At 70.2% G+C, this 12652-nt stretch carries 10 protein-coding genes and 1 pseudogene; 1 reads left to right on the forward strand and 10 read right to left on the reverse strand.

The window, feature by feature from the left end; all coding sequences use genetic code 11:
* The 4 genes and pseudogenes from JGS39_RS21025 to JGS39_RS21040 form a co-directional block, all read right to left on the reverse strand.
* Nucleotides 1-940: pseudogene (locus JGS39_RS21025) on the reverse strand (hypothetical protein); the annotation flags it as partial.
* Between the two features lie 175 nt (nt 941-1115).
* Nucleotides 1116-1562 carry a DUF6113 family protein gene (locus tag JGS39_RS21030; RefSeq protein ID WP_219570760.1) on the reverse strand — a complete coding sequence of 149 codons (447 nt, stop codon included), beginning with the start codon at nt 1560-1562 and terminating at the stop codon, nt 1116-1118.
* On the reverse strand, nt 1559-2455 hold the full coding sequence (mshB, locus tag JGS39_RS21035; RefSeq protein WP_219570761.1) for an N-acetyl-1-D-myo-inositol-2-amino-2-deoxy-alpha-D-glucopyranoside deacetylase: 897 nt from the start codon (nt 2453-2455) through the stop codon (nt 1559-1561). Before mshB ends, JGS39_RS21030 begins: the two co-directional genes overlap by 4 nt.
* 156 nt (nt 2456-2611) lie before the next feature.
* Nucleotides 2612-2806 (reverse strand): DUF2304 family protein, encoded by a 195-nt coding sequence (locus tag JGS39_RS21040; protein ID WP_148020542.1) that lies wholly within the window; start codon nt 2804-2806, stop codon nt 2612-2614.
* A 210-nt stretch (nt 2807-3016) separates the two neighbouring features.
* Here JGS39_RS21040 and JGS39_RS21045 point away from each other — a divergent pair, with 210 nt between their 5' ends.
* Entirely contained in the window at nt 3017-5098 is a 2082-nt protein-coding gene (locus JGS39_RS21045; RefSeq protein ID WP_372456153.1) for a S9 family peptidase, read from the forward strand.
* Nucleotides 5099-5100: 2 nt separating this feature from the next.
* On the opposite strand, the gene JGS39_RS21050 is transcribed toward JGS39_RS21045, so the two are convergent.
* From JGS39_RS21050 to JGS39_RS21075, 6 genes are all read right to left on the reverse strand, one after another.
* Nucleotides 5101-6180, reverse strand: a complete 1080-nt coding sequence (locus JGS39_RS21050; RefSeq protein ID WP_306071561.1) for a hypothetical protein — start codon at nt 6178-6180, stop codon at nt 5101-5103.
* A gap of 218 nt (nt 6181-6398) precedes the next feature.
* Nucleotides 6399-7874, reverse strand: coding sequence for a dipeptide ABC transporter ATP-binding protein (locus tag JGS39_RS21055; RefSeq protein ID WP_219570765.1), 1476 nt, complete (start codon nt 7872-7874; stop codon nt 6399-6401).
* Nucleotides 7864-8841, reverse strand: coding sequence for an ABC transporter ATP-binding protein (locus tag JGS39_RS21060; protein ID WP_219570767.1), 978 nt, complete (start codon nt 8839-8841; stop codon nt 7864-7866). The genes JGS39_RS21055 and JGS39_RS21060 overlap by 11 nt, the downstream gene beginning before the upstream one ends.
* Nucleotides 8842-8854: 13 nt before the next feature.
* On the reverse strand, nt 8855-9829 hold the full coding sequence (locus JGS39_RS21065) for an ABC transporter permease (protein WP_219570769.1): 975 nt from the start codon (nt 9827-9829) through the stop codon (nt 8855-8857).
* Nucleotides 9822-10745, reverse strand: a complete 924-nt coding sequence (locus JGS39_RS21070; protein WP_219570770.1) for an ABC transporter permease — start codon at nt 10743-10745, stop codon at nt 9822-9824. Before JGS39_RS21070 ends, JGS39_RS21065 begins: the two co-directional genes overlap by 8 nt.
* 110 nt (nt 10746-10855) lie before the next feature.
* Nucleotides 10856-12487, reverse strand: a complete 1632-nt coding sequence (locus JGS39_RS21075) for a peptide ABC transporter substrate-binding protein (RefSeq protein WP_219570772.1) — start codon at nt 12485-12487, stop codon at nt 10856-10858.
* Nucleotides 12488-12652: the final 165 nt, after the last annotated feature.

Consider the following 12652-nt stretch of genomic DNA (forward strand, 5'->3'; position numbering starts at 1 on the left):
CGCCGTTCGGTCCCGGTCCGCCCGGACCGGGACCGAACGGCGCCCGGCCGTCGAGGTCCGGGGTGAGGGCCGAGGTGCCGGTGGCCGGTCCCGTGGTGGGGCCGGACGGTCCGGGCGTACGGACCCCGAGGTTCGGTGTGGAGCGGGGCCCGCCCGCGCCGTCGCCACCGAAGGCGTCGGAACCGGGTGCGCCCGGGTCGCCGGCGCGCTGCGGTCCGTCGGAGAAGTAGGGCAGATCGGCGCGGGGGCCACCCGGGGGCGGGCTGGACGGGCCGGAACCCGGACCGTCCGGCCGGCTGCCCGAGCCACCGGCCGCGAAGCCGGCGCCATCGGTGCCACCGGGACCCTCAGGACCACCGGCCCGGAAACCGGCACCATCCGTGCCACCGGGACCCTCAGGACCACCGGCCCGGAAACCGGCGCCGTCCGTCCCGTCGTTCGGCGGAGTGCCCGACGGGGCGCTCGCGCCCGCCGGACCGGCTGCCGGGGACTTGCGCGGTGCGAACCAGTCGCTGCCGCTCTTCTCCCTGGCCGGCTTCTCCGCCGCGGACTCCGCCGCGACAGCGGTGTCCCGCGACTCGGGCCCGGGCACGGCCGGCGCCGCCTGCGCGCCGTTGGACGCGGAGGCGCCCGGGCGCGGGGTGGAGCCGGTGCGCTCGCCACCGGAGCCGTCGACGTCGCTCATGGGCGTACGCATGACGACCGGAGGGATGGGCCGCGAGCCCGGAATGTTGATCCGGATACGCGTCGTCAGCGTCGTCTCGGTCCTCGGCTCGTCGGACTGAGGCGGATCCGCAGGCTCCGGGGACTCCTCCGGGGCGTCCTGCGAAGGGTGCAGCGACGGATACTGGCGGGATCCGTACGGCGGCGTACCCGAGGGGTACGCGGCTCCTCCGCGGCCCTGGGGCCCGGAGGACGAACTGTCAGTTTCACGACTCAAAGCAGGTTCTCCCGATTGGCTCCGCCGCCCGTACTTCCCCCATGCCGCAGGCCAGGGGACGGCTCGGCGCGCGAACCACCTTACTGGCCGCGGCCGACAGACACCCCGCGACCGGGGGAAACGACTGCGCACCCCCCGGACGGACAGGGGGCATTACGGGATGGGACGTGGCACATTACTTGCCAGGTCGGCCGCTGTCGGCCCCCAGTTGGGGCGCCCGCGACATGGTGGCACAGATCACAGCGATGGCCATGCCGCCCAGCATGAAGAGGGCGAGGCCCAGTTCGTTCCCGAAGACGTAGTCCCCTTCCGGTCTTCCGCCCAGCAGAAGAATGACCGAAATCAGCCATCCCGCTGCGGGCGCCAGGGCTCCCGGCTGTGTGCCCATCAGGGTGCGGCCGCCGTAGAAGAGCCCGGTGGCGGCGAGCAGGGCGAGCAGCAATCCGCCGGGGAACCAGGCGGATTGGACGAGCGTTCCGGCGATGCCGACGAGCGCGCCGAGGACCGCCAGGCCCAGCAGCGCGGCGATCCGGCGAGGGTTGAGGGGCGCGGCCAGGCCGGTGGCCGGAATGTCCCTCGGAGGTGCGTTGGTCCGCGCGGCCCGCGGCCTGCTGCCGCTCATCGGTGCGCCTCCGTGCCCGCGAAGAGATCGTGTTCCCGGGTTCCGTCCACGGCGCCGGAGGCACCGTTCACCAACTCGTAGTACTCGGTGGTGAGAACGGGCTGCCCCAGGTCGTTCGACAGTGCGAAGAAGGGGCCGTCGATCGCGATCTGGGTGGCGTGCGCCCGCATCGCCGCGGCTTTCGCCTCGCTGTGTCCGGTGCCGTCGATCTCGGTGGTGACCAGGGTGTCGTCCACCACGCCCGGCACGTCGTCGATCTCGGCGATACCCGGGAACACGTCCGGGGCGGTGGCCCGCAGCCGGGCGAAGCCCTCCTCGACGACCGAACGCGGCACCCGGTTCCAGTAGGTCTTGGCGATGGTGTGCGCGGCGCCGGAGCCGGTGCGGTACGCGGGGTCGGCGGCCAGTTCCGCGGCGCGCGTCGCGACCCGGTGCGCCTGGATGTGGTCGGGGTGCCCGTAGCCGCCCTCGGGGTCGTACGTCACCAGGACCTGGGGGCGCACCTCACGGATCACCTCCACGAGGTACCCGGCGGCCTCGTCGACGTCGGCGGACCAGAAGGCGCCCGGGCGGTGGTTCTGCTCGGCGCCCATCATTCCGGAGTCGCGGTACCGGCCGGCACCGCCGAGGAGGCGGTGGTCGGTGACCCCCAGTTCCTTCATCGCCGCAGCGAGTTCGCCGCTGCGGTAGGGGCCCAGGGAGTCGTCCCGGTCCGCGGCGAGATGCGCGAGGGCGGGCGGGATGATCTCGCCCTCCTCGCCGAGCGTGCAGGTCACCAGCGTGACCAGGGCGCCGTCGGCCGCGTACCTGGCCATGGTGGCGCCGTTGTTGATCGACTCGTCGTCGGGGTGCGCGTGCACCAGGAGCAGACGCCGGGCGGGAAGGTCCGTCATGGGGACCACCCTACGAGCCGACGGTCCCCAGGAGCCACGGCGGCCACCCTCCGGCCACCGCGGGACCACACATCCCGCACGCACCGAAAGGCACCGAAGGAGCACGCGTGCCGCGGACGCCGAGAGGCGTCGCAGGGCCACGCACGGTCGCAGGCGTCAGAACTTGATGCCTCCGATCACGCCGGCCAGGTTCGTGGTCAGCTCGGAGATGCTGGGCGCTATGGACGAGCTGGCGAGATAGAAACCGAGCAGCATGCAGACGACCGCGTGTCCGCCCTTCAGTCCGGATTTCCGGATCAGCAGGAAGACGACGATCGCCAGCAGCACCACCGCCGAAATCGAGAGCGCCACGGCGGTTCACCTCCATCTGTACGGTCGGAACGGGCAGCACGCATGGAGCCAGCAGGTTCATACCCACCGAGCGCTACGGATCATAACTATCCGTGGCAAGGCATTGATCGGGGCACAGCAGCACGAGGGGCGCACGGACGGTGGGCCGGCCGATAGGTTCGGCATATGACTTCGCCAGAGATCACCTTCCCGCTGCAGTTGGCACGGACGATGCGCTTCACCCTCGGTGCACCGCGCGCGTTCACGGTTTCACCCGATGGTGAACGGGTCGTCTTCGTACGCTCGGGTTCGGGTACCGACCGCTCGGGCCGGCTCTGGGTGCTGGACCTGAGCGACGGCGCGGCCCCCCGGGAGCGGGTCGTGGCCGATCCGGCGGTGCTGCTGGGCGGTTCGGCGGAGCGGCTCTCGCCCCAGGAGCGGGCCCGCCGTGAGCGGAGCCGCGAGGGGTCGTCGGGGATCGTCGGCTACGCGGTGGACGCGGCGGCCGAGTTGGCGGCGTTCGCGCTCTCGGGGAAGGTGTACGTCGCCGAGCTGCGGGCCGGGACGGCACGCGCCCTGCCCGTACCGGGCCCGGTGATCGATCCGCGCCCCTCCCCCGACGGGCGACACATCGCATACGTGTCCAAGGGCGCGCTGCGCGTCGTGGGCGCCGATGGCGAAGGGGACAGGGCACTCGCCGAGCCGGAGGACGCGGACGTCTCGTACGGGCTCGCGGAGTTCATCGCGGCCGAGGAGATGCAGCGCCCGCGGGGCTTCTGGTGGTCGCCGGAGTCGGACCGGCTGCTCGTCGCCCGGGTCGACGACAGCCCCGTGCAGCGGTGGTGGATCGCCGATCCCGCGAACCCGGACCGCAAGCCGGCCGAGGTCGCGTACCCGGCGGCCGGGACGCCCAACGCTGTGGTGCGGCTCTTCGTCGTCGGCCTGGCCGGACAGCGCACCGAAGTGGTCTGGGACCGGGCGCGGTTCCCCTACCTGGCGCAGGTGCACTGGTCGTCGGACGGGGCCCCGCTGCTGCTCGTCCAGGCCCGTGACCAGCAGAGTCAGCTCTACCTCGCGGTGGACCCGGAGACCGGGGCGACCCGGACGGTGCACGTGGACGAGGACCCCGTGTGGCTGGACCTGTTCCCCGGAGTGCCCGCGTGGGCGCCGGACGGGCGGCTGGTGCGGATCGCGGACGAGGGCGGGGCTCGGGTCCTCGCGGTCGGGGACCGGCCGCAGACCGGGGCCCAGTTGCAGATCCAGGCGGTGCTGGACATCGGGGAGTCCGACATCCTCGTCACGGCGTCGGCGGGTGAGCGGGCCACCGAGGCGGAGATCGGCGAGAGCCACGTCTACCGGGTCAACGAGTTGGGCGTCGAGCGGGTCTCGGAGGGCGCGGGCGTACACACGGCGGTCCGGTCCGGCAGGGTGGCCGTCATGGTCTCCACCGCGTTGGACGCGCCGGGATCGACGGTCCGGGTGTTCCGGGACGGGAAGCAGATCGCCACCGTTCCCAGTCACGCGGAGCAGCCGGTCCTGTCCGCGCGGCCGCAGCTCACCGAAGGGGGCGCACGGCGGATTCCGTGCGCCGTGATGCTCCCCACCGGCTACAAGGAATCGGATGGTCCGCTTCCGGTCCTGATGGATCCGTACGGTGGACCGCACGGCCGCCGGGTCCTCGCCGCCCACAATCCGTACCTGACCTCGCAGTGGTTCGCGGACCAGGGTTTCGCCGTGATCGTCGCGGACGGCCGCGGCACCCCCGGCCGCTCGCCCGGCTGGGAGAAGGCCGTCAAGCACAATCTCGCCCTCACCCTCGACGATCAGGTCGAGGCGCTGCACGCCCTCGCGGAGCGGTTCCCGCTGGACCTCGGCCGGGTGGGCATCCGGGGCTGGTCGTACGGCGGCTTCCTGGCCGGCATGGCGGCCCTGCGCAGGCCCGACGTCTTCCACGCGGCGGTCGTGGGCGCTCCGGTGACCGACCAGCGGCTGTACGACACCCACTACACGGAGCGCTACCTCGGCGACCCGGCGACGCAGCCGGAGGTGTACGCGTACAACTCGCTGCTCACCGACGAGGGGCTCTCGCACGCCGCCGACCAGGTACGGCCGATGATGATCATCCATGGACTGGCGGACGACAACGTGGTGGTCGCGCACTCCCTGCGGCTGTCGCAGGCGCTGCTCGCGGCGGGCCGCCCGCACGAGGTGCTGCCGCTGAGCGGGGTGACGCACATGACCCCGCAGGAGAAGGTGGCGGAGAACCTCCTGCTGCTCCAGGTGGACTTCCTGAAGCGGTCACTCAGCAGGTAGGGCTACCAGCCCGGCGGCGGCTGCGAGGGCGGCGGGGGCGGTCCGAAGCCTCCGCCCTGCGGGTATCCGTAGCCGCCGCCCTGCGGGTATCCGTAGCCCGGGGCCGGCGGCTGCTGCTGCCCCGGGTAAGGGGTGGGGTTGTAGCCGGGGGGGCCGAATTCCGGGGGTCCGTACCCGGGTCCCGGCCCCGGCCCGTACGGTCCGGGTACGTCGGCGAATCCCCTGGGTGCCAGCGCGATCAGCACCACCAGCGCGGCGAGCAGCTCGAAGATCCAGCTCAGGAGCGTGAGCTGGGTCTCCGTCGGCAGCGAACCGAAGTGGTCGAGCAGGTCGTAGTGCACGACCCGGACCACCCCCAGCACCCCGCCGGGCAGCAGCAGCACGGCGGCCACCAGCCCGAACGGCCGCGCGTGCACGGCGTGGAAGAGGGCGCTCGCCCCCGCGACGAGGCAGATCAGCGCCAGCGCGGCGGTGCCCCAGCCGGGCGGCGGGTCGATCACACCGTGCGGGACCCGGTCACCGCCCACGTACCACTCGGGATAGATCTCGGGGTACCGCACCATCTGGCGGATCTCCCAGGCGATCAGCACCGCTCCGGCCGCGCCCAGCATCAGGAACGCGGCGACGGAGGCGCCCGGGCCGGGCCGGGTGGGCAGTTGTTCGTAGGAGTCGGCCGGCGGGCGGCGGCCGGCCCCGGCGGTGATGAACAGCGCGATGCCCGCGGCGAGGGCCACGAAGGCACAGATGAGGGCCCGTGAACGCAGGTCGTCGGAGAAGACCGACTCCATCCGGTGGCTCCCGATGCCCCAGAGCCCGGGCAGCCGTACGGCGAGGGTGATCACTCCGGTGGCGACGAGCACGGTGGCGGCGACCGACGAGCGCAGCGCGGCGACGGTGGCTGCGGCGTACACGACGAGGAGGGCGACATCCAGGGGTGAGGTCGCGGGCATCGCCCGCGGACGCGCTTCACCGAAACCGGCCCAGTAGCGCCACAGCTGGTCGGCGTCCACGGCCCTGATGTCCCGTACGAGCCAGCTCGCGACGATCAGGGCGAGCACCGCGCAGAGAGCGGCGCCGGTCACTCTTGCTCCACGGGTGAGTATCACCCCAGCGATACTCCACCGCGCCCGGCCTCCCGACAAGAGGGCCGCCGGCGCGGTCCGTCGGGCGACCGGCCGGAGGGACGAGAGTCCTTCCGGCCGGTCCACGGCACCCGCACGGCCGTACGCAGTCCATGCTGACGGGTCCGTATATCGGACGTGAGACGCCCGAGTTGCCCTCGCGTTAACGGTCCGTCGGCTCAGCTGACCCGGCTGCTGCCGGAGGGCGGTGGCGGGCCGTCGTCCTCGTTCCCCGCCTCCGGCTCCGGCTCCGGCTCCGGCGAGGGCTCCGGCGAGGGCTCCGGCGAGGGCTCGGACCCGGCTTCGGGTGACGGCCCGGGCTCCGACTCCGGCTCCGCCCGCGCCGACGGTTCCGACCCCGGCTCCTCCCGTGCCGCCGACGGTTCCGACTCCGGCTGCGCATCCGGCCGAGCATTCGACTGCGGGGGCTTCCGGGCCTCCCGGTCCACCTTCTCCACATCCGGTCCGACCCCCGCGGCGCCCGCGGCGCCTTCGGCGCCCTGGCCGTCCTCGCCCACCTGCTCCAGCGTGCCCTCCGGCGGCACCACCCGCTTCTCCTCCGCGAAGTGGCAGGCCGAATCGTGCTTGGCCGGACTCTCCGTCAGCCGGAAGGCCGCCGGGACCGCCAGCAGCGGGACCTCCAGCTCGCACCGCTCCTGCGCCTTCCAGCAGCGGGTACGGAAGCGGCAGCCGGACGGCGGGTTGGCGGGCGATGGGACGTCGCCGTGCAGGATGATCCGCTCGCGGTACTCGCGCGCCATCGGGTCCGGCACCGGCACCGCGGAGAGCAGCGCCTGGGTGTACGGATGCGTCGGGTGGTCGTAGATCTGCTCGTCCGTGCCGATCTCCGCGAACCGGCCGAGGTACATCACGCCGACCCGGTCGGAGATGTGACGGACGATGGAGAGGTCGTGGGCGATGAACACGTAGCTGAGGTTGAACTCCGCCTGCAGCCGGTCCAGCAGGTTGACGACCTGGGCCTGGACGGAGACGTCGAGGGCCGAGACGGGTTCGTCGGCGACGATGATCTCGGGGTTGAGCGCGAGGCCGCGGGCGATGCCGATGCGCTGGCGCTGGCCGCCGGAGAACTGGTGCGGATAGCGGTTGATGTACTCCGGGTTGAGGCCGACCACGTCCAGCAGGTCCTGGACCTTGCGCCGCCGGTCGCCCTTGGGTGCGACCTCGGGGTGGATCTCGTACGGCTCCCCGATGATGTCGCCGACCGTCATCCGCGGGTTCAGCGAGGTGTACGGGTCCTGGAACACCATCTGGATGTTGCGGCGCACGGCCTTCAGCGCGCGGCCGGACAGCTTCGTGACGTCCTCGCCCTTGTACCGGATCGCACCGGCCGTCGGCTGCTCCAGGTGCACCAGCATCCGGGCGACGGTCGACTTGCCGCAGCCGGACTCGCCGACGATGCCGAGGGTCTCGCCGGCCGCCAGGTCGAAGGAGACGCCGTCGACCGCCTTGACGGCACCGATCTGCTTCTTGATCAGGATGCCCTGGGTCAGCGGGTAGTGCTTGACGAGGTCGCGTACCTCCAGGATCGGCTCGCCACCCGCGTACGCGCTGCCCTCCCGCGACTTGGCCAGGAGGTCGCGTGCCACCTCGCCCTCTTCGCGCGCTCCCTTGCGCCCCGAGTGATCAGCGTGCATCGAGCGTCTCCTTCCAGAAGTAGCAGGCGCTCTGACGGTGCTCGGCCACGTCGAACAGCGGCGGCACGTCCTTGCGGCAGACGTCCTGGGCCATCGGGCAGCGCGGGTTGAAGGCGCAGCCGGGCGGGATGTGCAGCAGGTTGGGCGGCAGGCCCTTGATGGCGTAGAGCTCCTGGCCCTTCTGGTCCAGGCGCGGGATCGACCGGAGCAGGCCCTTGGTGTACGGGTGCGCGGGCGCCTTGTAGATGTCGTGGACCGGTGAGGTCTCCACGATGCGGCCCGCGTACATCACGGCGATCTTGTCGGCGACGTCGGCGACGACGCCCAGGTCGTGCGTGATCAGGATCAGGCCCATGTTCAGCTCGCGCTGGAGCTCCGCGAGCAGGTCCATCACCTGGGCCTGGACCGTGACGTCGAGGGCGGTGGTGGGTTCGTCGGCGATGATCAGCGAGGGTTCCAGGGCCAGCGCCATGGCGATCATGATGCGCTGGCGCATGCCGCCGGAGAACTGGTGCGGGTAGTTGCCGACCCGCTCCTTCGCGGCCGGGATGCGGACCCGGTCCATCAGCTCGACGGCCTTGGCCTTCGCGTCCTTGCGGGACATCCCGCGGTGCACGACGAACATCTCGCCGAGCTGCTGTCCCACGGTCAGCACGGGGTTGAGGGAGGAGAGCGCGTCCTGGAAGATCATGGCCATCTCCTGGCCGCGGATCTTCCGGCGCTCCTCCTTCTTGAGCTTCAGCAGGTCGCGGTCCTTGAAGAGGATCTCGCCGCCGCTGATCTTCCCGGGCGGCATGTCGAGGATGCCCATGATCGCCTGTGCGGTGACCGACTTGCCGGAGCCGGACTCGCCGAGCACGGCGAGCGTCTCGCCCTCGGCCACCGAGTAGTTGACCCCGTTGACGGCCTTGGCGACCCCGTCCCGGGTGTGGAACTCCACGTGCAGATCGCGCACTTCGAGCAACATGGCAGCGGACTCCTCAGCGCAGCTTGGGGTCGAGGGCGTCGCGCACCGCGTCGCCGAGCATGATGAACGCGAGCACGGTGACCGCCAGGGCCCCGGCGGGCCAGAGGAGCATGTGCGGGGCGTTGCGGATGTACTGGGACGCGGCGGAGATGTCGATGCCCCAGGAGACGGCCGGTGGCTTCAGGCCGACGCCGAGGAACGACAGGGTCGCCTCCAGCGAGATGTACGTGCCCAGCGCGATGGTGGCGACGACGATGACCGGGGCGATGGCGTTGGGCGCGATGTGCCGCAGCATCATCCGGCCGTTGGAGGCGCCGAGCGCCCGGGCCGCCTGTACGTAGTCGTTGTGTTTGGCGGTGATGACGGAGCCGCGGGCGATACGGGCGATCTGCGGCCAGCCCAGCAGCACGATGAATCCGATGACCGGCCAGACGGTGGAGCTGGTCACCACGGAGAGGAAGACGAGGCCGCCGAGTACGACGGGGATACCGAAGAAGACGTCGGTGAGGCGGGAGAGGATCGAGTCCCACCAGCCGCCGAAGAATCCGGCCAGCCCGCCGAGGATGCTGCCGATCAGGGAGACGCCGATGGTGGAGCAGATGCCGACGGTGACGGAGTTCCGGGCGCCGTACACGACACGGGTGTAGACGTCGCAGCCCTGGCCGTCGTACCCGAAGGGGTGGCCGGGCTGGGAGCCCTCCTGGGACTTGTCCAGGTCACAGTCGAGCGGGTCGCCGGAGGCGATGAGCTGCGGCCAGATGGAGATGATCACCAGGAACAGGATAATCAACGCGGAGATGATGAAGACGGGGTTGCGGCGCAGGTCGTGCCAGGCGTCGGACCACAGGCTCTGCGGTTTGGTGTCGGGGCCCGTCCCCCGGGGCCCGCCGGGGGTCTTCTCGAGGGAGTCGCCCTCGTCGAGTGCGAGGTCCATCGTTCCGCCGGCTCCGGCGGACGAGATCGCCTCGTCCGGTGTCTGCTCAGGCATAGCGGATCCTCGGGTCGAGTACGGCGTACAGCAGGTCGACGATCAGGTTCGCCGCCAGGAAGACGAGGACCAGGACGGTGACGAACCCGACGACGGTCTGGGAGTTCTGGCGCAGGATGCCCTGGTAGAGCTGGTAGCCGACGCCGTGGATGTTGAAGATCCGCTCCGTGACGATCGCCCCGCCCATCAGGGCGCCCACGTCCGTACCGATGAAGGTGACGACGGGGATCAGCGAGTTGCGCAGCAGGTGGCGGACGACCACACGGCGCCTGGGGAGGCCCTTGGCGGTCGCGGTGCGCACGTAGTCGGCACGGGCGTTCTCGGCGATCGAGGTGCGGGTGAGGCGGGTGACGTAGGCCAGCGAGACGGAGGCGACCACGAGTCCGGGGATGATCAGCTCGTTGAGCGGGGCCTCGCTGGAGACGGAGGGTTTGATGACGCCCCACTCCACGCCGAGCAGGAGCTGGAGGAGCAGACCCGTGACGAAGGTCGGGATGGAGATGACGACCAGCGTCAGGATCAGCACGGTGGTGTCGATGGGGCGGCCGCGGCGCAGACCGGTGACGACGCCGAGGCTGATGCCGATGACGATCTCGAAGAAGATCGCCACGAGGGTGAGGCGGATGGTGATGGGGAAGGCCGTGGCCATCAGCTCGGTGACCTTCTGCCCGTTGAACGCGGTGCCGAAGTCGCCGGTGAAGACGTTCCCCATGTAGGTCAGGTACTGCTGCCAGACCGGCTTGTCGAGGCCGAATTCCGAACGGAGTTGGGCGGCGGTCGCCGGGTCGCACTGGCGGTCGCCGCAGAGACCCGCGATGGGGTCACCCATCACGTTCACCATGAGGAAGATCAACAGCGTGGTGCCGAAGAAGACCGGGATCATCTGCAGCAGCCGCCGGATCACATAACGTCCCATGAAGGGCTCCGGGGGTCGCGGGGTCGGAAGTCTCTGGGCTGAGGAGTCGCGGGACGGGGAAGCCGGGTGGCCGGTGCGTGGGTGCACCGGCCACCCGGCTGCCTATCGGGTCACTTGACCTCGATCTGCTCGTACACCGGGACGCTGAACTGGTTCAGGGAGACGTTGGTGACGTTCTCCGAGTAGCCGGCGCTGCCGTTCTGGTACCAGAGCGGGATGACCGGCATCTGCTGGACCATGACCTTCTCGGCGTCCTGGAAGGTGGAGACGGCCGTGGCCTTGTCCGACTCGGCGTTCGCCTTGTTGACGAGGTCGTCGAACTGCTTGTTGCTCCACTTGCCGTCGTTGGACGAGGCGTTGGAGTAGTAGACGGGCTGCAGGAAGTTCTGGATCAGCGGGTAGTCCATCTGCCAGCCCGCACGCCAGGCACCGCTCAGCTTCTGCTGGGAGACCTGGCTGCGGAAGTCGGCGAAGGTGCCGATCGGGGCGCCCACGCACGCCTTGTTGTTGCCCATGACCTTGTTGATGCTGTTGCAGACGGCGTCGACCCACTCCTTGTGGGAGCCGGTGTCCGCGTTGTACGAGATCTTGAGCTGGCCGCCGGGGATGCCTCCGCCGTCCTCGATCATCTTCTTGGCGTCGGCCGCGTTGTACGTGCACTCCTTGCCGCACAGACCCTTCTTGAAGCCGCCGTCCTCGCCGAGGACCGGGGAGGTCCAGTCGGAGGCGGGGGTGCGGGTCTTCTGGAAGATCTGGTTGGTGATCTGCTCGCGGTTGATCGCCATGGAGAGGCCCTGACGGACCTTGATCGCGTCGGGAGTGTTCCACTGCTTGTCGTAGAACGGGAACGCGAGCGTCTGGATGATGCCGGCCGGGGTGTTGATGTAGCGGTCGCCGAGGTCCGCCTTGACGTTCTTGAGCTGCGAGGCGGGCACGTCGTCGACGAGGTCGAGGTTGCCGGCCGTCAGGTCGGTGTAGGCGGTGTTGTTGTCGGTGTAGACCTTGAGGTCGATCCCGCCGTTCTTCGCCTTGTCGTCACCGGGGTAGTCGTCCCACTTGCGCAGGCTCATCGACGAGCCCTTGGTGTACTTGTCGATCGTGTACGGGCCGTTGCCGACCGGCTTGGACACCCAGGCGTCATGGTCCGTGAAGAAGGTCTTGGGCAGCGGCGCGAAGGCGGGGTAGCCGAGAGTGTCGGGCCACAGGGAGAACTTCTGCGTCAGCTTGACCGAGAAGGTCATGTCGTTCACCTGCTTGAGCCCGGAGAGCGTGGTGGCGCTCGCCGTCCCCGTCTCCGGGTGGACCTTGTCGTATCCGTCGATGTAACCGAAGAAGTAGGCGTTCTTCTGGTTGTTCTTCAACAGGGCGCCGTAGTTCCAGGCGTCCACGAACGACTTGGCGGTGATCTTCTCGCCGTTGCTGAAGGTCCAGCCGTCCTTCACCGTGATCGTGAAGTTCTGGTTGTCCGTGGACTCGATCTTGTCGGCGAGCATGTTCGTCGCCTCGCCGGTCTTCGGGTCGTACTTCTTGAGCCCCCGGAAGATCATGTCGAGGACCTTGCCGCCCTGCACCTCGTTGGTGTTGGCGGGCTCCAGCGGGTTCTGCGGGTCACCCCAGGAGGAGCTCACGATCCCGTCCGCGCCACCGCCACCGCTGCCGCTGTCCCCTCCGCCGCAGGCCGTCGCCGCCAGGGCGACGGCCACCGCACATGCGGCCCACTTGACCTGTGTGGCTCCGCGCATGGAGTGCCTCCTCGTAGTGCTCCGTCTTACGTGAGGTCAAATATCGTCGCATAGCGGACTTCTCGCACATTTACTCCCGCCATCTGAGCTCAGCGGGGCCATGCGGGTGGATGCGGGCCGCTAGCGTGCAATCCGGCGCCAGGGTTTGACCTGTCTGCCTTACGC

It is taken from the genome of Streptomyces poriferorum, assembly GCF_019399235.1.
Lineage (GTDB): Bacteria > Actinomycetota > Actinomycetes > Streptomycetales > Streptomycetaceae > Streptomyces > Streptomyces poriferorum.

What these genes read in the sequence shown, in the direction of transcription:
- JGS39_RS21030 (WP_219570760.1), bottom strand. Translation starts at nt 1,562, where the DNA reads ATGAGCGGCAGCAGGCCGCGGGCCGCGCGGACCAACGCACCTCCGAGG.
- mshB (WP_219570761.1), bottom strand. Translation starts at nt 2,455, where the DNA reads ATGACGGACCTTCCCGCCCGGCGTCTGCTCCTGGTGCACGCGCACCCC.
- JGS39_RS21045 (WP_372456153.1), top strand. Translation starts at nt 3,017, where the DNA reads ATGCGCTTCACCCTCGGTGCACCGCGCGCGTTCACGGTTTCACCCGAT.
- JGS39_RS21055 (WP_219570765.1), bottom strand. Translation starts at nt 7,874, where the DNA reads ATGCACGCTGATCACTCGGGGCGCAAGGGAGCGCGCGAAGAGGGCGAG.
- JGS39_RS21060 (WP_219570767.1), bottom strand. Translation starts at nt 8,841, where the DNA reads ATGTTGCTCGAAGTGCGCGATCTGCACGTGGAGTTCCACACCCGGGAC.
- JGS39_RS21065 (WP_219570769.1), bottom strand. Translation starts at nt 9,829, where the DNA reads ATGCCTGAGCAGACACCGGACGAGGCGATCTCGTCCGCCGGAGCCGGC.
- JGS39_RS21070 (WP_219570770.1), bottom strand. Translation starts at nt 10,745, where the DNA reads ATGGGACGTTATGTGATCCGGCGGCTGCTGCAGATGATCCCGGTCTTC.
- JGS39_RS21075 (WP_219570772.1), bottom strand. Translation starts at nt 12,487, where the DNA reads ATGCGCGGAGCCACACAGGTCAAGTGGGCCGCATGTGCGGTGGCCGTC.